The organism is Oceanobacillus manasiensis (assembly GCF_000724085.1).
Taxonomy (GTDB): Bacteria; Bacillota; Bacilli; order Bacillales; family Amphibacillaceae; genus Oceanobacillus_B; species Oceanobacillus_B manasiensis.
Map to the genome: position 1 here is coordinate 588,164 of NZ_CCDL010000002.1, position 20,122 is coordinate 608,285.

Consider the following 20,122-nt stretch of genomic DNA (forward strand, 5'->3'; position numbering starts at 1 on the left):
TATTTCTCTACTAGCTATTCATTCTACCACATTCTAATCCATATGCGGAATAATAACAGGTTGTAACTGGCGATGTTCTAAGGCAGCTTCTACTGTATCACTCAGAAGGTCCATTTTTGCTACTAATGAATTGGGTTTTTTATAAGGGTCATCCTGGCCGTAAGGAATAAAGTAAATATATTTGCTTGCCATTAGGCGCATTAAGTTTACTCCATTTAAACCAAGAGCATCATTTGTGGAAATTCCTAAAACAACAGGACTTCTGTTACGCATTGTAGCTTTAGCAGCCATTAATACTGGTGAATCTGTTAATGCGTTAGCCATCTTGCTTAAAGAATTTCCCGTTAGCGGGGCAATCACCATACAATCAAGTGGAGCAGTTGGACCCAGTGGTTCTGCCTCCTGCATAGTGGAAATAACTCGTTTTCCTGTTATAGCTTCAATTTTTTCAATATGATCTTCTGCTTTACCAAACTTTGTACTGGTATTTCTCACCGTATACGTCACAATTGGAACAACCTCTGCTTTTTGTTCCATTAACTTCTCCAACTGTGGAAAAACTTGGTCATATGTGCAATGAGAACCCGTAACTCCAAAACCAATTCGTTTTCCTTCCAAACTCATAAATAATACCCCTTTTCTGCTAATTTCCTATTTTTGCGTGTTTTCTTGAAGAAATTGCTTTATAACGTCCGCTAGTATCCTACCCGATGTTTTAGGTGCCACGATCCCCGGTAAACTTCTTGCTAAAATGGCTTTAATGCCTCGTTGCTTTGCATAATCAAAATCTGTTCCACCTGGTTTTGATGCTAAGTCGATAATGATTGCATGTGTCGGAAGGCGTTGAATGGTTTTTCGATCTATAACAGTTGCTGGAATCGTATTGATAACCACATCGTATTCATTAGCATAGTCTGCCATCTTATCAAGGTGGATAGCAGTTAGCGCCATTTCTGAAATCCTAGCAAGTTCTGCACTGCTTTTTGTGGCTACAGAAACCTTCGCACCCAACGCAGCAAACTTGTTGGCAATCGTTTTCCCCACTCGGCCAAATCCAGCAACCATTACACGAGACCCATGTATGGTATAGTCTGTATGTTCTATTGCCATCATAATGGATCCTTCTGCTGTTGGTATGGAATTATAAATCGCTACATCGTCTCTGTTTAATAAAGGAATTAATGAAATATCTTCTTCTGTCGTTACTTTTTTCAAATAATCACTTGAAATACCAGTAAAAATAATAGCCGTATCCTTTAATCGCCGGAACCATTCTGGTGCTATGTGAATCGTCTCATGAGAAAAAACTGTCTCTACATTTCCTTTATTATCTGTCCCTGTAATTGGTAAAATGAGGACATCAAGCTCTTCTGGTTTTAGCTCACTAAACTCCAATTGTTTTAATCCGGTAAACCCTTGTTCTAATCTATCAAAGCCGACAAGATTAATGTTCGCACCTGAAATAGCCTGTAATTGACGAATCAATTCCAGATAGCGGGCGTCGCCTCCTATTACTGCAATTGTATGACTCATTATTTTGAACACCCTCCAAACATCGAGTTCCTTAAATCATTTCCATATAGCTTATGAAATGGTCGATTGTTAGTGATTGGTTATTTTTAAAAAATAGGAAAAAGGCTGATACCCTTGTTTGTAGGTCCAGCCTTTTCTTTCAAAATAAATGAGTTTTACAACTTAATTGAAACGATCCGTGTCAATAATGATCATATCTTCTCCAATCTTCCTTATTGCCTCCCATTTAATTTTCGTTTCCTCCCCTTCTTTTTTCAAACCAAACCATTTATAATTCGGTATGATGAAGGATTCAATTTGTCCGGTATGTTCATTAATCTCCAGGTCTGTCTGACCAAGCACTCCCAAACGAGACCCTTCATTTACATTTACAATTTCTTTACCACTAATATCCTTATATCGCATTCTTGTCACCCTCCCAAATGCTCGTTATTTTTATTTCTTTAAACCTTATTAAGTCAACTAGCTTGATCATACTTACAGTTCAAACAGTAAAAAATAGCTTATCCTTACTAGTATAGTAATAGACATAAAAAAAAGAACCTATGGTTTACATAGGTTCTTTTGTTGGAGCAATTAATGCACTTGAAGAAGGTTTTTCAAAAACGGTATCGATTACCTTCCTAATCGACTCATGGTCTACTGCATCAATTTCTTGAATCATTTGATCCATTGTTCTGTGGCGACCAAGAAGTAACTCGTTTTTTCCATTACGGCTCATTCTGCTGTTTGTGCTTTCTAAGCTGAGCAAAAGATTACCTTTTAATTGTTCTTTATTGTTTTTAAGTTCTTTATCGGTTATGCCATCTTGGATTAATTTATTCACAGTAAGATCTATCGTCTTCCTTAATTGTGGTAATTGGTCATTGCCCGTTCCTGCATAGATAGTCAACATTCCATTATCCAAAAAAGAAGAATGATAGGAAAATACCGAATAAGCAAGACCTTGCTTTTCTCGAATATCTTGGAAAAGTCGAGAACTCATACTACCACCTAGAACATTATTCATTATAATAAGACTATATATCTGATCATGCCCCGTTTGTAGTCCATCATAGCCAAGGCAAAGATGCGCTTGTTCTGTATCTTTATTCCGCTCAAGATTATTGGCTAGAAATTCAGGCTTCACAAGCGAGCTAGGCTGGTGGTATGACTCATAAGAACCAAAATATTCATCCACTTTGTTTATAAAAGCACTATCAACATTACCTGCAACCGAAACTACAACGTTTTCTGGGTTATAACATTCTCGCATGTAATCTTTTAATGACTGTGGCTTAAAGGAACGCAACTGTTCTTCAGTCCCTAAGATTGGATAACCTAAAGGATGGCTCCCGTAAGAGGCTGTTGCTAGCAGGTCATGAACGATATCATCTGGAGTATCTTCATACATTTTTATTTCTTCATATACTACTTTCTTTTCTCTCTCCATTTCCTCTTCATCAAATGCAGAGTTAAAGAACATGTCAGCCAAAATTTCTAAAGCAAAATCTTTATGTGTATCAACAACTTTTGCATAATAGCAAGTGTATTCTTTGGATGTAAAGGCATTTACCTGCCCACCAATTGAATCAAATGCTTCAGCTATATCTTGAGCTGAACGAGTATGGGTTCCTTTGAAAAACATGTGCTCTAAAAAGTGAGAAATTCCATTATTTGTTTTCATTTCATTTCTAGAACCGGTTAATACCCATATTCCAATCGTAACAGATCTTACAGCAGGAATATTTTCTAGAACAACCCTCAGGCCGTTTTTACTCTTGTGTTTTTCAATCAACGTATTTCCTCCTATGCTAGATATGTAAGATGAACGCTTGATTATCTTTCAGGGCTAACTAATTGTTCCACTGTACCTATTTTGTAACCTTTATCCTTAACTGAATCTATCAATTCATCAAGGCCATCTGCTGTTGAAGCTGTTGGATGCATTAAAATTGTTGCCCCCGGATGCAGCTTACTATTCACTCGGTCAATCATAACAGATACTGTTGGATTCTTCCAATCAATTGTGTCTGTTGTCCAAAGCACTGTTTCCATTTTGAAATTATGTGCTGCATCAACAACATATTGATTATAACTTCCACTCGGGGGAGCAAACCAAGCAGGTTTATCACCCGTAATAGCCTTTAGAATATCATTGGTTTGGTTTATTTGCTCAACCATTTGTTGGTTCGTTAAACGTGCCATATCGGGATGATTATATGCATGATTGCCAATTAAATGGTTCTGGTTTTTTATCATTTTAACAAGCTCAACATTCTCCTTAGCCCATTTCCCTTCGATAAAGAATGTAGCTTTAACCTGCTTATCTTTCAGTATGGCTAATAATTTTGGGACATATTCCGTGCCCCATGAAACATTAATTAATAAGGAGACCATTTTCTTTTCTGGATTACCTCGATAGATCGGCGATGGGGGCAAGTCATCCAGAGAAACACTTGGAGAGATTTGCTTGAAGACAAGCATGCTTTCATCAAATTCACCTTCTTTTTTCATTTTTTCATAAGATTTAGTAACATCCACTTCCACTCCATTACGGCCAGGTGTTTTTTTCCATACCTCGTCAATGTACGGATCCACAGGTTCTTCCTTATACTCTTTAGCCTGTTCTTCTATTTCCTTATAAAGCGTTTCATTTGTTTTTGCTGTCGGCATAAAGGTTGTACTACTTTCCATCGAAAATGGATTATAAGAAGTATTGAATGAAATACCAACTATAATTAGAAAAACGATTATATGTGTTATTTTACGTAATTGGTCCATACTTACCCCCTCCTATTTCAAACTTATGTTGAAAGAGGACAAGGTATGCTTGAAACTATATAGACAAGTAGGGAGAATTAAATGGTTTCCTAATTCTTCTCGTACAGCTTTCCAATTAAAAAATCCGAGAAGCATTTTAAATAGCCTCTCGGATTTTTCTTCGATATTCATTTCAACCCATAATTTAAAAGCAAATTTTAATTAAGAGTTCGCTTTTTCTTGTTTTTCTTTTTCCTCTTTTAATACTGCTTTTCGAGAAAGGTTTACTCTACCTTGGTTATCAACCTCTTTAACTTTAACCATGATCTCATCACCGATAGAGACAACATCTTCCACTTTATTGGTTCGTTCTTCAGCCAACTCAGAGATATGAACTAGTCCATCTTTTCCTTTAAACAATTCTACAAAGGCACCGAACTTTTCAATACGCTTCACTGTACCAAGATACATTTGTCCAACTTCCACTTCTCTTACTAGGTCTTCAATGATTTTTTTAGCTTTATAGTTCATTTTGGCATCTGTTGACGAAATGAACACACTACCGTCTTGTTCTATATCAATTTTCACACCAGTTTCATCAATGATCTGATTTATTTGCTTACCGCTTGGTCCAATAACATCACGGATTTTGTCAGGATTAATGGACATCGTAAGGATCTTCGGAGCATATTCAGATAATTCTTCTTTTGGCTCCTTAATCGTAGCAAGCATAGAATCAAGAATTTGCATTCTTCCTTTTTTAGCCTGGTTAAGTGCTTCTTCAAGAATCTCTCTTGATAGGCCATCAATTTTAATATCCATTTGTAATGCTGTTACACCTTTAGATGTACCAGCTACCTTAAAGTCCATATCACCAAGTGCGTCTTCCATACCTTGAATATCCGTAAGAATAGAATAATCTTCCCCAGATTTAACAAGACCCATTGCAATTCCTGCTACCGGTGCTTTAATGGGTACACCTGCTGCCATCATTGCTAGTGTGCTTGCACAAATACTAGCCTGTGAAGTGGAACCATTAGATTCTAGTACTTCAGATACAAGGCGAATAGTATATGGAAAGTCCTTATCTGAAGGAATAACTTTCTCTAATGCACGCTCTCCTAATGCACCGTGTCCAATCTCTCTTCGACCTGGTCCTCTAATTGGACCCGTTTCCCCTACACTATACTGCGGGAAATTGTAGTGATGCATAAAGCGTTTAGATTCCTCTAAATCGAGACCATCCAAAATTTGCACATCTCCGAGTGCACCTAATGTACACACACTTAATGCCTGTGTTTGTCCACGTGTAAATAACCCAGAACCATGTGTTCTTGGCAATACATTAATACGTGAAGATAATTGGCGGATTTCATCTATTTTACGGCCATCTGGACGAACTTTTTCTTTCGTGATTAATCTGCGGACTTCATCTTTAACCATTTTGTCTAACACAGATTTAACTTGTTTTAGGATGTCAGCATCCTCTTCATCTTCATAGGACGCAAGGACCTCTTCTTTAACCTTACTGATAGCATCTTCTCTGGCATGTTTTTCTTTCACTTGGATAGCTGCTATAAGGTCTTCTGCTGCTTCAGCTTCAACCTTCTTCTTAATTTCTTCATCCAAATCGAAAAGCTTTACTGCAGACTTTTCTTGTCCAACAGCCTTTACAATTTCTTCTTGGAACTCAACAAGTCGAATAATTTCTTTATGCCCAAACATGATTGCTTCAAGCATTACCTCTTCAGGTACTTCATCTGCTCCTGCTTCTACCATGTTAATAGCATCTTTTGTACCGGCAACTGTTAGTTCGATATCACTTTTTTCTTCCTGCTCAATAGTTGGATTTATAATAAATTCTCCGTCAACTCGTCCAACATTAACACCAGCAATTGGCTCTGCAAATGGAATATCTGAGACGCTTAAAGCAATAGATGAACCAACCATTGCAGCAATTTCTGATGGGCAATCTTGATCCACGCTCATCACTGTACTAATAACTTGGACTTCATTTCGAAAGCCATCAGGGAACAGTGGACGAATCGGACGGTCAATTAGACGTGAAGAAAGGATTGCTTTTTCACTTGGACGTCCTTCTCGTTTTATAAAACCTCCTGGAATTTTCCCTACTGCATATAGACGCTCTTCATAGTTAACAGTTAATGGAAAAAACGGCAGATCTTTCGGTTCCTTTGAGGCAGTCGCAACAGACAAAACAGACGTATCGCCATAATGGATCATGCAAGCACCGTTCGCTTGTTTTGCTAATTCCCCTATTTCAACGGTGAATTTTTGACCTGCAATTTCTGTAGAAAATATTTGCTTCTCTTCTGGCATTTGTAGTACTCCTTTCAATAAAATCATGCCCATGTTGAGCATTGTAGTAGCTTACTTAAGATAATCACGGTTAACAATTTATTGATTGCCTTATGGCTTACAAACTGTTTACCCGTTATAAAAAACACTCCTAATATTATATTATAGTTTATAAGCAGGAATGTAAATTTTATGTAGAAAAATCTTGTCGATAATGTCGTAACGTTTCTTTTTTTAAACTGATTTGTACTTATTAACCACTCTCAAAAACAGATGTGAAAAATTTTACTTATAAAAAAAGCAGGATTTCTCCTGCTTTTTGAATAATTATCGGCGTAAGCCAAGATTTTTAATTAATTCACGATAGCGGGTAACATCTTTATTACGTAAGTAGTTAAGTAAATTACGACGTTTACCAACCATTTTCAAAAGACCTCTACGTGAGTGATGATCTTTTTTGTGAACACGAAGATGTTCATTTAGAGTTGTGATTTCTTCAGTAAGTACAGCGATTTGTACCTCTGGAGAACCAGTGTCACTTTCATGAACCTTGTACTCGTTGATAATTTCATTCTTACGTTCCTGTGTGATTGCCATATGGCGCACCTCCTATAGAATATTGAATCCCCATTCCCCTAGCAATCGTCGGAGTTACGAATTGCCAAGCGATGGTTTTACGTTGTTAATATTACATCTTTTTATGACAAAATGCAAGTAAAACATAGGTAGTATTGATCTGTGTTTAAGAGTTAAAGTAAGTTCTGACTTCTGTTTCGTCCTTAGCAATTTCGTGAACTAGTTCCTCTACGCCAGAAAACTTCTTTTCCTCTCGAATAAAAGCATGCCATTCTACCCTTAATTCTTCCCCATAAAGGTCGTTGTTATAATCAAAGATATTGACTTCCAGGACCGGTTCTTCGATTTGATCTGTGAAGGTTGGTTTAAAACCTAAACTCGCCATCCCCTCATATACTTCATTTTTATAAAGTACTTTAACGGCATATACACCGATCATAGGTAGTAATGCTTTATCGCTAACCGCAATATTTGCTGTTGGATACCCAATTGTTCGGCCTCGTTGATCACCTTTAACTACAATACCTGTTACAGATAATGGTCTACCGAGTAGTTCTGTCACCTTATTCATTTGCCCTTCCCTCATTAAACTGCGTACCTTGGTTGAACTAATTTTTTCTTCGTTTAACAAAACTTTATCGACCTGCGTTACAGTGAACGCACCATCTGCATGCTCTTGAATAGTCTCCATATTCCCTTTTCCTTTGTGCCCATATGAAAAATCGAATCCAGCAACCATATGTTTAATATGAAGTCCAATTAAAAAATGATCAACAAATTCTTGGGGAGATAAAGATGCAAGCTCATGATTAAATTCAATAATATAAAGTCTGTCCACCTCAAGTTTTTGCAATATCTCCTGCTTCTCGCGTAATGGTGTAAGATATTTTACATGTTGAATATCTTTTTTTAACACAACAGTTGGGTGTGGATAAAAAGTAATGACTGCACTTTCCATCCCTTTGTCTTTTGCTTCTTTTACAGCAGTTTGAATGACTTTCTGATGCCCTTTATGTATTCCATCAAAAAAGCCGATGGCTGTAACAGTTTCAGGTAGTTCATTTAACATCATAGAATGTGGGTATGTTAGTTCAAAAGTCCTCATATTCCTCACCTGCACTTTTTATCCGTTAAAAACACGTACGGGTTTAATTTCCGCAGGTTTTTCCGGATGGGTTTGATAGATTGCCAATAATTCATTCTTAAACATTATTACAAATGGCTCTTTCAATATTTTATCAGGTTTTAAAAGTTTTTGCCCGTTTCGTACTTTAACTGCTGTTTCTTCATCTACTTGTAAGTGTTCTAGATGCTCTAAACCTCTTTGGGCAGGCAATAATAGAGAGGATGGTTGTGTGGTTTTTAATCTTTCTTCAACCTGTTCTAGTGTAATAGCTTCCTGCTGAGTGAACGAAGCGACCTGTGTCCTTTTAAGACCAGACATATGGGCTGGATACCCCAATTTCTTTCCAATGTCCACACAAAGTGTGCGAATATAAGTACCTTTTGAGCACACTACGTGAAAAGAAATACTGTTTTCCTCTGGCCTTATAAAGACATTTGAAATGGAGAAAATTTTAACCTGCCGTGTTGGTCTCTCGACAACCTGATTAGCCCTAGCATATTCGTAAAGTTTTTTGCCATTCACCTTTACTGCTGAATACATTGGTGGAACTTGCGTGATTTCACCAATAAAACCATTTAACACCTCTTCTATCTGGCGCTCAGCTGGAAATTTATTAACAGTCTCTTCTTCAATCACTTTACCATGTGCATCTTCTGTATCAGTTGCCACTCCTAGTTTGAGCTCTGCAATGTATGTCTTATTTGTCTCTGTTAGAAAGGGAACAATTTTTGTTGACTGCCCAATACAAATTGGTAAGACTCCTTCTACTTCAGGATCTAATGTACCTGTATGGCCAACCTTTTTGGTTTGAAATAATTTTCGAATCTTAAAAACACAGTCATGGGATGTCATTCCCTTTGTTTTCCACAATGGCAAAATTCCATTCATATCTTCACCTCCATTTAACACAAATATTGAAAAAGAACCTCTCTTTATACATATAAACAGAATTACAGCTTTGGATACACATGGAAAAAATCTGGCTCAATAAAAGAGCCAGATTATCCTTTTACCTTATTTATTTAAATCACGTAATATTGTTTCAATCCTATTGCCATATTCAAGGGCTTCGTCGAATTCAAACATGAGCTCAGGTGTTTTGCGAAGTCGAATTCGCTGTCCTATTTCGGAGCGAATAAAACCTTTCGCTTTAGCAAGACCTAATAGCGTGTCCTGTTTTTGTTGTTCGTCACCTAGTACAGAAATAAACACTTTTGCCTGCTGTAGGTCCCCTGTTACTTCTACATCTGTAACTGTAACAAATCCAACCCGAGGATCTTTAATTTTTCTGGTCAAAATTTCTCCCAGTTCTTTTTTCATTTGCTCTGCGATTCGGTTTGCTCTCATTTCTGCCAACTCATTCACCTCTTTAAAAATACGCACACAACTCGTCTGTTAATCAATCGAACATCTACATTCTTTCAATCGTGGTTTGTGTTCTTTCAAGTTCCACGTACGTATCAATGATTTTCAACACTTCTTGCATGACCTTTTCAGAATGTCCGTAGTCATTAGAAATGGTCACAATGCCAATCTTTGTTCGTTGCCATAAGTCATGGTAGTCAAGCTCTGTTACAGCTACATTAAATGTGTTCTGCAGCTTTGCAATTAACTTTTTTAAAACAGACCTTTTTTGTTTAAGGGAATGCCCATCATACATCATACACTCCACTTCGGCGTATACGATCATTTACGTTCAATTTCCTCCATCACATATGCTTCAATAATATCGCCTTCTTTAATATCATTAAAGTTTTTAATTGTGATACCACACTCATAGTTCTGTGCAACTTCTTTTACATCATCTTTAAAACGTTTTAATGCATCGATTTCTCCTTCGAAATGAACAACGCCATCGCGAATCAATCGAATTCCAGCATCTCTTGTAATTTTACCTTCTGTTACATAACTACCAGCTATTGTACCGATTTTAGACACTTTAAAGGTTTCACGAACCTCTGCTTGCCCTGTTACTTTTTCTTCAAATTCCGGGTCAAGCATTCCCTTCATAGCAGCCTCAACTTCTTCAATCGCTTTATAAATAACACGGTGAAGACGGACATCTACTTTTTCGGATTCTGCAGCCTTTTTAGCATTTGCGTCAGGTCTTACGTTGAATCCAATTACGATAGCGTTTGATGCAGAGGCTAAAATGATATCTGATTCAGTAATTGCACCTACACCAGTATGGATAATCTTAATATTAACTCCCTCTACCTCAATCTTTTGTAAGGAAGAAGCTAATGCACCAGCAGAACCTTGAACATCTGCTTTTATAATAATATTGATTTCCTTCATTTCCCCTTGTTTGATTTGTTCAAACAAGTCATCCAGACTAACTTTTGTTTGTTCAGTTCTGTTTTCCTGAATTTGTTTTTGTTGACGGGCTTCCCCAATTTGTCGTGCCTTCTTCTCATCGGTAAATACAAGGAACTGGTCTCCAGCTTGTGGGACTTCATTTAATCCTGTGATTTCAACAGGAGTAGATGGGCCTGCCTCAGTTACCCGTTGACCAAGATCATTTACCATAGCGCGTACTCGACCATGGGTATTCCCTACTACTAGAGAGTCTCCCACATGAAGTTCTCCATTTTGTACTAGTAATGTAGCAACAGAACCGCGCCCTTTATCCAACTGTGCATCAATTACGGTACCAAAAGCATTTGCCTTAGGATTAGCTTTTAATTCTTCCATTTCAGAAACGAGTACGATCATTTCTAACAGGTCATCAATCCCCTCATTTTTGATGGCTGATAAGTTCACAAAAATCGTGCTACCGCCCCAATCTTCAGGGATTAGTTCATATTCCGTTAATTCTTGCATAACACGGTCCGGATTGGCGCCTTCTTTATCCATTTTGTTAACTGCAATAATGATTGGTACTTCAGCAGCTTTTGCGTGGTTAATTGCTTCCACAGTCTGTGGCATAACACCATCATCTGCAGCAACCACTAAAATAGCAATATCTGTAACTTGCGCACCTCTTGAACGCATGCTTGTAAAAGCAGCATGGCCAGGTGTATCAAGGAACGTGATTTTCTTACCATCGTTTTCTACTTGGTATGCTCCAATATGCTGTGTAATTCCACCAGCTTCTCCAGCTGTAACTTTTGTATGGCGAATAGCATCCAATAATGTTGTTTTTCCATGGTCAACGTGTCCCATAATGGTAACAACAGCTGGACGTTCTACAAGATCAGCTTCTTTATCTTCTTCAAGGTATTTATCAAAGTCTGTATCTTCTAAAATTATTTCTTTTTCAACTTTAACGTCAAACTCGCCACAGATTAACTCAATTGCATCATCATCTAGGTCCTGGTTTTTTGTTGCCATAACACCTAGGAACATTAATTTCTTAATAATCTCTGAAGCATCTTTGTTTAATTTAGCAGCAAGATCACTTACAGTAAGTGTTTCACTATAGGTGATTTGCTTTGGTGTTTCTTTCACCACAGGTTGTTTAGGAGCCTGGTGTTGTTGATTACCTCTTCTATTCCCTTTTTGCTTTTTGTTTTGGAAATTTGAATTACCATTGTTTCGTTGTTGATTGGAATTCGGCTTATTTTTCCCTTTATTCCCTTGATTATGATTTTTTTTAGTCTCCGATGTATTAGTGTTCACGTTTTTTGTCCCACCATTACCGCCTGATGTCTGGTTTGGTTTCTCAGATGTCTTAGGCGTTGAGTTGAATTTTTCATCTAGCTTACTAACGGTATCAGCTGAAATGGTAGACATGTGGTTAGACACTTCTACATTAATTTCTTCTAAATAATTGATAACATCTTTACTAGGTTTATTTATTTTTTTTGCATATTCATATACACGCATTTTACTCATACGTTCACCCCCGAATTTAATTACCCGAGTAACGATTGAATCTTAGTAGCAAATCCTGCATCTAAAATCGCAACAGCTACTCTTTGGGATTTTCCAATAGCTTGTGATAGTGTCTCTCTATCATCAACTATCTCATATGGTACATTGTACGATTTGCACTTGTCCGTGAGCTTTTTTCTCGTTTGCGGACCTATATCACTAGCCAAGAGGATAAGCTTTGCTCTGTTTTGTCTAATATCCTTGACAATTGCCTCTTCTCCCAAGGAAATTTTTCGCGCTCGGTATGCAAGTCCAATCATATTTAAGTACGAATTATTATTATGATTCATTTTTTTTACCTTCAACCAATTGTAATAAGTCCTCGTAGATCTTTGCGTTCACTTCTGTATTCAATTGGCGGTTTAGGACGCCGGTTTTCTCAGCTTGTCGGATAACTTCAGGATCCCTTGTTAAATAAGCCCCGCGGCCATTTTTCTTACCTGTCTCATCCACAAACACCTCGCCATCCTTATTGCGGACAACGCGTATAAGCTGTTTCTTCGGCTTCATTTCATTTGTTACGACACATTTACGCTCAGGTATTTTTCTTTTTTGCACCATTGGACAGCCTCCTACTCGAACAAGTCTTCCTCAGTGTCTGGTAGAACCTCTTCCTGTTCTTTTAACAAGCCCTCTTCTCGTGCCTCAGATTCACTCTTAATATCAATCTTCCAGCCAGTAAGTTTAGCAGCAAGACGAGCATTCTGACCACGTTTTCCGATAGCTAGGGATAGCTGGTAATCTGGAACTATAACCGTGGTAGCTTTCTCTTCCTCATTCACTAACACATCTACCACTTTAGAAGGGCTTAGAGCATTGGATACATATACTACTGGATCCTCAGACCACTCGACCACATCAATCTTTTCACCTTTTAACTCGTTTACAATCGCTTGTACACGTTGACCCTTTTGACCAACACATGATCCTACTGGGTCTATTTCTGGATCTGGTGCGTGCACAGATATTTTAGAACGGTCCCCAGCTTCACGTGCAACAGACTTAATTTCTACAATACCTTCATAAATTTCTGGTACTTCCATTTCAAACAAACGTTTTAAAAGGCCTGGATGAGATCTAGAAATATAAATTTGTGGACCCTTGCTCGTATTTTCTACTTTGGTCACAAACACTTTCAAACGGTCGTGAACATAGTATTCTTCTGTTGGCATTTGTTCAGCTTCAGCTAGCTTCGCCTCTATTTTACCAAGGTTTACATACACAAATCTTGGATCCTTACGCTGAATAATACCGGTCATTACATCCTCTTCACGGTCAGCATACTCAGAGAAAATCACTCCACGTTCTGCTTCTCTAACTCGTTGTGTCACAACTTGTTTCGCCGCTTGTGCTGCAATACGTCCAAAGTCTTTAGGTGTTACTTCAACTTCTACCACGTCTTCAATTGTGTAGTTAGGATCAATCTTTATCGCTTCTTCGAGGGACATCTCTTCTTGGTTGTCTTCGACTTCCTCGACAACTGTTTTTCTAGAAAAGACACCCATCTTGCCAGTTTCTTCATTAAGTTCTACTCGAACATTTGTAGCGGATTTAAAATTCTTTTTATATGCAGAGATTAAAGCTGCTTCCAGTGCCTCTAGAAGAATATCCTTGTCAATCCCTTTATCCTTTGCCAAATAATCAATCGCTTCAAACAACTGATTGCTCACGTTCTTTTTCCCCCTTCTAAAACATTACAGCAAGTCGTGCTTTTGCTATTTTATCGTATGGTAGTTCTACTTGTTTTTTTCTTGTTTTTTCCTTGTACTCTATTGTTAAGAGATCATTGTCAAAGCTTTTTAGAATACCTTCATATTCCTTCTCACCTTGTATTGGCTCGTAAAGTTTTACAAAGATATTTTTTTCAATGTTATTTTGGGAATCTTCTTTTTTCTTTTATGGTCGCTCTACCCCAGGGGAAGATACTTCTAAAAAATACGCTTCCTTAATAGGATCTGTGCTATCCAGTTTCTCACTTAGTTCTTCAGAAACTTCACCACATTCGGTAATATCTACTCCGCCTGGTTTATCAATATACACACGTAAGAACCAGTTTTTTCCTTCTTTTACGTATTCTACATCAACAAGTTCCAGTTTTTTGGGTTCCAAAATCGGCCGCAATAATTCCTCTGTTGTTTGTATTACTTGAGAACTCACCATTCATCCTCCTTTATTCAGTTGTTTTGCTGCCTATCAGCTAATATTAGCCGTCTTTTCTGATAGTATGAACCATCACACTACTTTTCATTTGATCATGTTCTAAATCAATAGAAAACCCCTGCCGTAATGCGGTGGCAAGGGGGAGTTTACGCGAAGTTGAAAAGAAGTATGAAGAAAGAGTGGGCGTATACCCACTCTTTTAACCGTTCGTATCATTACTTACCAAAAAATAGTATATCATAAAGGTTTATCTAATGCAAGATGAGGGGGCACGTTTATAGTATAGCCGTAATCGTTAACTCTTAAACGAAGAGAGCACCTTTTCCTCTTTATCTTTATTGGTGAAAAGTCCTAGAGCTTGTTGAAGATTCCCTGTTGTTTTTACTTTTTCACCGAAGGATACGTCAAACGCTATGATCTCTCGAACAATATCTGGTCGTAATCCGGTTATCGTTGTTTCACAACCCATCATGGAAATACCATCAAGTAGTTTAAGGAAATAATGTATTGCCTCTTTATCCATTTCTGCAATTCCTGAAAGATCCATAAGTAATTTCTCGACATGATTTTTCCCAATTTCCATAAGGACCTTTTCTTCGATTATTCCTGCTCTATATGTGTCAATGGTACCAATTAAAGGTAAAATACTTGTGTTATTCGTAATTGGAATAATTGGCACAGATAAATTCTCAACAAGCTTTCGCTCTTTCTCTAATAACTCTTCCTTATAATCTGAATAAGAAATAAAGAAGCCTTGAAAGAACTCATCAATTAATTTATTTATTTTGATAACCATCTCATAAGAGTTTTCACTCAATGGCTTCATATCATAGGTTTTTTCATATTCATATAAGAAGCTCCAAAAAGATTTTCTGATTGCTTTTACCCATTCAAGCTTAAATGATAAGGTGAGTGTCGTTTTCGCCCAGGCAACACCTTCTTTTTTGGCAAAGTCTATCACTTTCTGCTCCTCGTTATTAACGAACATAAGAATAAGATGATAAGCATTTTCCACCAGATTAATACCACCGATAAGCTTAATTTCTTCTATTTTATCATAGCCAATTGATGCTTCATTAAGTAGCAGTGCTTCTAGTTCCTTTCTGTTTTTTATAATAAAATTTTCTAAATCAGCTTTATTATTAAAAATATAACTCATAAATAGCTGCATCTCCTTCATCTTATGTATAGTACCGCCAAGTAAATTCTTTGAATATTCTGCACCGATTATATCATAACATCTTACATCCACAAAAAAAGAAATAGGTGGACCCTACTTCCAAATATAGGAAAAAGGGTAGACTAGCTACCCTTATTTTCCCTCTTTTCTATAATTTAAAACAAGGATAATTGATTTTTTTCTGCCATTCCTTCAAGGCATCCATGGTTATCAAGATATTCTAATACTGTTTTAGAAATTTTACTTCTTTCACGTAAATCTTCCTTCGAGAGAAATTCCCCTTCTTCTCTTGCTTTCACAATATTGAGCGCAGCGTTTGTACCCAAGCCATCTACTGCATTAAACGGGGGTAATAAGGAATTGCCATCTACAATAAATTCAGTAGCACTAGATTTGTAGAGGTCAACCTTATTAAAGTGAAAACCACGTTCACACATTTCCAAAGATATTTCCAGTACTGTTAGAAGACTTTTTTCTTTTGGAGGTGCTTCGTTCCCCTTGGCTGTAATGGAATCAATCCGTTGTTTAATAGCAGCCGGCCCTTTTATCATGGTATCTAGTTCAAAGTCATCCGCTCTTACAGTGAAGTAAGCAGCATAGAAGAAGATCGGATGGTGGACTTTAAAGTAGGCTATTCGAACAGCCATCAAAACATAAGCTGCGGCGTGTGCTTTAGGAAACATATATTTAATCTTTTTACATGATTCTATATACCAATCCGGCACACCGTGTTTCTTCATTTCTGTAATCCATTCATCCTGCAGCCCTTTTCCTTTTCGTACAAATTCCATAATTTTAAATGCCAAAGAAGCTTCCAAACCTTTATGCATTAAATAGACCATAATGTCATCACGACAACCAATCACGTCCGGCAGCTCACATATTCCATCGTTAATCAGTTCCTGTGCATTACCAAGCCAAACGTCTGTACCATGTGAGAGACCAGAAATAATGACCAGCTCCGCAAATGTACTTGGTTTTGTATCTTCAAGCATTTGTCTTACAAATTTAGTACCAAACTCTGGAACCCCTAATGTACCTGTTTTACAATAAATTTGCTCTGGTGTAACCCCTAATGAATCTGTACCTGAAAAGATCTTCATTACCTCAGGGTCATCTGTAGGAATTGTTTTAGGGTCAATTCCGCTTAAGTCTTGTAGCATCCGTATTACCGTAGGATCATCATGACCTAAAATATCAAGTTTAAGCAAATTATCATGTATGGAATGGAAATCAAAATGTGTTGTTCTCCATTCACTTTTACGATCATCTGCTGGAAATTGAATTGGGGTAAAATCAAAGATTTCTTTATCATCGGGTACAACAATAATGCCACCAGGATGCTGACCCGTCGTGCGTTTAACACCAGTCGTTCCTTGTACAAGCCTGTCTACCTCAGCATTTTTATATACAAGCTGTTTGTCAGAAGCGTAACCTTTCACATATCCATAGGCGGTTTTCTCGGCAATCGTTCCAATGGTACCTGCTCGGTAAACATTATCAACCCCAAATAATTCTTTAGTGTAGTTGTGTGCTTGTGGCTGGTATGCCCCTGAGAAGTTTAAGTCAATATCAGGGACTTTATCCCCTTTAAAGCCAAGGAAAGTCTCAAATGGAATGTCCTGGCCATCTTTAGTAAGGGGTATGTTACATTGCGGGCAATTTTTATCATCAAGGTCAAATCCGCTTCCCACAGAACCATCTGTAATAAACTCATGGTGATGACATTCTAAGCATACATAATGTGGCGGTAATGGGTTTACTTCTGTAATTTCCGTCATTGTTGCTACAAAAGATGACCCTACGGAGCCACGAGAACCAACAAGATACCCGTCGTCAAGCGACTTCTTCACAAGCTTATGAGAAATTAAATAAATAACCGCAAACCCATGTCCAATTATACTTTCTAGCTCTTTCTCAAGGCGATCTGTTACAATTTGTGGCACCGGTTCACCGTATATTTTCTTTGCTCTGGTATAGCAAAGATCACGCATTTCCTGGTCAGCACCTTCAATTGTAGGAGTGAAAAGACCATCTTTCACTGGTGAAATTTCGTCAATTTCATCGGCAATTTTATTTGAGTTTTCCACCACAATTTCATTCGCTTTCTCCTCACCAAGAAAATGAAATGCCTTTACCATTTCAGTAGTCGTACGGAATGGTGTTTCAGGAAGTGTTTGACGATTGAGTGGGTTACCAGCTTGAGCAGCTATCAATATTTGTCGGTAAACCTTGTCATGGTCATCTAAATAATGTACATTACCTGTGGCTACAACAGTTTTACCCAAACGATCTCCCATATCCACTAACTTTTTTATAATATCTAGAATTTGAGCTTCATTCTGTACGAGGTCTTTCTCAATTAAGTGTGCATAGTTTGCAGGTGGCTGTACTTCAATGTAATCATAAAATTCGGCCACACTTTCCGCTTCTTCAGCTGATTTCTGCATCATAGTTTCAAAAACTTCGCCTTTATCACATGCAGAACCGATAAGCAGACCCTCTCGGTACTTTTTCAAAAGAGATCTCGGTATACGAGGGACCCTATAAAAGTAGTCGATATGCGCATGGGAAACGAGCTTATAAATATTTTTCAACCCTTCATCTGATTTTGCCATTATGGTGCAATGAAATGGTCGTGAACGCTGGTATGCATTGCCTTCTCCCATATGGTTATTCAAGTGAAGATGATTTGCGATTTCTTTTTCCAAAAGCTTTTGCACAAGCTTCCATAATAAATAACCTGTAGCTTCTGCATCATAAATAGCTCTATGATGCTGTGTAAGCTCAATGTCAAGGTGCTTACATAATGTATTAAGTCGATGGTTTTTTAATTCAGGGAATAAAAATCTGGCAAGCTCTAGCGTATCCATTACAGCATTTTCAGCCTTAGGATAATCTATTCTTTTAAAACCTTGGTTTAGAAATCCCATGTCAAAACTAGCGTTATGCGCAACTAAAATATCCTTACCCATCCATTTATGAAAGTCTTTGAGAACAGTCGATACTTCTGGTGCATCTTTTACCATGTCATCTGTAATACCAGTTAAGTCTGTCGTTGTTTGTGACAAGGGGTGATGTGGGTTTGCGAATGATTCAAACCTATCAACAATCTCTCCGTTGCAAACTTTTACGGCAGCAAGTTCAATAATGGTGTCATACACTGCAGACAATCCAGTCGTTTCCACGTCAAAAACAATGTAGTTGGCACTTGCTAGATCAATATCCTGTTCATTATAAGCAATTGGTACGCCATCATCTACAAGATTTGCTTCTACTCCATAAAGGACTTTAATTCCATTCTTTTGACCCGCAGCATGTGCGTCAGGGAAACCTTGCACACCTGCATGATCAGTAATAGCAACTGCCTTATGACCCCACTTTGCTGCCTGGGCTATTAAATTACTAGGCGAAACAACAGCATCCATTTGACTCATAGTGGAATGAGCATGTAGCTCTACCCTTCTTTTATCTTCAGGAGCATCATCCATCCGTGTTTCAACTTTTATTTCGTGAATGTCATTTGCCATCATAGCTAGCTCATTTGTATACATATCTGTTTGAATGCTACCCCTAGCTTTAATCCACATCCCTTTTTTCACTGTTTCAAATTTTTCAGCATCTTCATCACCTTTAGAGAACATTTTAATTTGTAGGGAATCCGTGTAATCTGTGGCTTTAATAATTAAAAGACTTCTACCAGAACGTAACTTGCGAATGTCTACATCAAAGATGTAACCCTGGATGGTAACGCGGCGTTCTTCGTCTTGTATCTCTTGGATTTGAAGAGGTTCATCTTGTATTTTATAGCCCAATGTTAGAGGACGATTGTCTTGCTGTATTTTCTGAGTATCTCTTTTCTCTTTTTCTTGAACAGTCTTAAGAACGAGCTTCTGATCCTCCATCGCTTTTTGTTCTTTAAACTTTTTTAGTGCTTCTTCCTCAGCTTTGACTTCTGTTTCAATTGGATAATAACGAAGACCAGCTTTTAAGCAAAACAATTTAAAATCTGGATCAAGTCGTTTTTTCAGGGCAGAGCCTTCTGCTTCATTTCTCACAGTTAACATAATCTTATTACTGTTTACTTGAGGTATTTGCTCATGAATTAAGTCCTTGTAAGCAGGCGACAAATCTGTCTTACTTCCTACGAATAGTTTCCAGTATGCTGTAATGGTCTCTTCATCACAGCTATTATCTTCTGTTAGAACAGTTAATTCTGTAGTGGCGACATGCTCAAAAGTGTCATTTAATTTACCAGCCAAAAGCTGGTAAACCTGTATTGGCAATACGCGTTCTACATATATATGAAAATGCCACGTTTTGGTTTTTTTATATATTTCGAGTTTTTCTAGATAACTATCATTAAAAAAGGCTTCTACATCTTCTCCAGCAATTTGCAGCTGTTTTAAGAGAAGACGCATTTTTTCTTTTTTTGTTAAGTCCATCATATATCCCCCTGTTACAGCTGTGAATCGTTTTTTGACTCCTCAACATATTTTACCAAAAAAACGAGGTAAAATCAGCGAGAACCTTTGTCGATTTCAAGACAAAGGTTCTCAACTCTTGCTGTATTATTTGTAGTTCACTGTGAGGCAAATACTGCGCTAACT

Annotated in this window: 17 protein-coding genes and 1 pseudogene; all 18 read right to left on the reverse strand. The window is 37.6% G+C overall.

The features are described 5' to 3' along the window. Positions 1-33: 33 nt before the first annotated feature. A complete protein-coding gene (dpaB, locus tag BN985_RS12175; protein ID WP_042223724.1) occupies positions 34-624 on the reverse strand; it encodes a dipicolinate synthase subunit B in 591 nt (196 codons plus the stop codon). A gap of 27 nt (positions 625-651) precedes the next feature. Next, positions 652-1,533, reverse strand: a complete 882-nt coding sequence (gene dpaA, locus BN985_RS12180) for a dipicolinic acid synthetase subunit A (RefSeq protein WP_042223725.1) — start codon at positions 1,531-1,533, stop codon at positions 652-654. Positions 1,534-1,695: 162 nt separating this feature from the next. After that, positions 1,696-1,938 (reverse strand): YlmC/YmxH family sporulation protein, encoded by a 243-nt coding sequence (locus tag BN985_RS12185; RefSeq protein ID WP_042223726.1) that lies wholly within the window; start codon positions 1,936-1,938, stop codon positions 1,696-1,698. Positions 1,939-2,083: 145 nt separating this feature from the next. Then, positions 2,084-3,310: a M16 family metallopeptidase gene (locus tag BN985_RS12190; protein WP_042223727.1), complete on the reverse strand. Its 1,227-nt coding sequence runs from the start codon at positions 3,308-3,310 to the stop codon at positions 2,084-2,086. 41 nt (positions 3,311-3,351) lie between these two features. Next, positions 3,352-4,296, reverse strand: coding sequence for a polysaccharide deacetylase family protein (locus BN985_RS12195; RefSeq protein WP_042223728.1), 945 nt, complete (start codon positions 4,294-4,296; stop codon positions 3,352-3,354). Positions 4,297-4,497: 201 nt separating this feature from the next. Continuing rightward, positions 4,498-6,615, reverse strand: coding sequence for a polyribonucleotide nucleotidyltransferase (pnp, locus tag BN985_RS12200; protein WP_042223729.1), 2,118 nt, complete (start codon positions 6,613-6,615; stop codon positions 4,498-4,500). Positions 6,616-6,921: 306 nt separating this feature from the next. Next, positions 6,922-7,191, reverse strand: a complete 270-nt coding sequence (rpsO, locus tag BN985_RS12205) for a 30S ribosomal protein S15 (RefSeq protein ID WP_042223730.1) — start codon at positions 7,189-7,191, stop codon at positions 6,922-6,924. A gap of 145 nt (positions 7,192-7,336) precedes the next feature. After that, entirely contained in the window at positions 7,337-8,275 is a 939-nt protein-coding gene (locus BN985_RS12210) for a bifunctional riboflavin kinase/FAD synthetase (RefSeq protein WP_042223731.1), read from the reverse strand. An 18-nt stretch (positions 8,276-8,293) separates the two neighbouring features. Then, positions 8,294-9,184, reverse strand: coding sequence for a tRNA pseudouridine(55) synthase TruB (truB, locus tag BN985_RS12215; RefSeq protein ID WP_042223732.1), 891 nt, complete (start codon positions 9,182-9,184; stop codon positions 8,294-8,296). 126 nt (positions 9,185-9,310) lie between these two features. Continuing rightward, the gene (gene rbfA, locus BN985_RS12220) at positions 9,311-9,652 is read right to left on the reverse strand and encodes a 30S ribosome-binding factor RbfA (RefSeq protein WP_042223733.1); all 342 of its coding nucleotides are present in this window, start codon (positions 9,650-9,652) and stop codon (positions 9,311-9,313) included. 55 nt (positions 9,653-9,707) lie between these two features. Next, on the reverse strand, positions 9,708-9,986 hold the full coding sequence (locus BN985_RS12225) for a DUF503 domain-containing protein (RefSeq protein ID WP_042223734.1): 279 nt from the start codon (positions 9,984-9,986) through the stop codon (positions 9,708-9,710). After that, positions 9,983-12,133 carry a translation initiation factor IF-2 gene (infB, locus tag BN985_RS12230; protein ID WP_042223735.1) on the reverse strand — a complete coding sequence of 717 codons (2,151 nt, stop codon included), beginning with the start codon at positions 12,131-12,133 and terminating at the stop codon, positions 9,983-9,985. The genes BN985_RS12225 and infB overlap by 4 nt, the downstream gene beginning before the upstream one ends. A 20-nt stretch (positions 12,134-12,153) precedes the next feature. Next, positions 12,154-12,462: a YlxQ family RNA-binding protein gene (locus tag BN985_RS12235; protein ID WP_042223736.1), complete on the reverse strand. Its 309-nt coding sequence runs from the start codon at positions 12,460-12,462 to the stop codon at positions 12,154-12,156. Beyond that, a complete protein-coding gene (rnpM, locus tag BN985_RS12240) occupies positions 12,452-12,733 on the reverse strand; it encodes an RNase P modulator RnpM (protein ID WP_042223737.1) in 282 nt (93 codons plus the stop codon). The genes BN985_RS12235 and rnpM overlap by 11 nt, the downstream gene beginning before the upstream one ends. Before the next feature lie 11 nt (positions 12,734-12,744). Next, positions 12,745-13,842, reverse strand: coding sequence for a transcription termination factor NusA (gene nusA, locus BN985_RS12245; protein WP_042223738.1), 1,098 nt, complete (start codon positions 13,840-13,842; stop codon positions 12,745-12,747). Between the two features lie 16 nt (positions 13,843-13,858). Beyond that, positions 13,859-14,329, reverse strand: a pseudogene (gene rimP / locus BN985_RS12250) (ribosome maturation factor RimP). A gap of 298 nt (positions 14,330-14,627) precedes the next feature. After that, positions 14,628-15,491: an STAS domain-containing protein gene (locus BN985_RS12255; RefSeq protein ID WP_042223739.1), complete on the reverse strand. Its 864-nt coding sequence runs from the start codon at positions 15,489-15,491 to the stop codon at positions 14,628-14,630. Positions 15,492-15,667: 176 nt separating this feature from the next. Beyond that, positions 15,668-19,957: a PolC-type DNA polymerase III gene (locus tag BN985_RS12260; RefSeq protein WP_042223740.1), complete on the reverse strand. Its 4,290-nt coding sequence runs from the start codon at positions 19,955-19,957 to the stop codon at positions 15,668-15,670. Between the last annotated feature and the right edge of the window lie 165 nt (positions 19,958-20,122).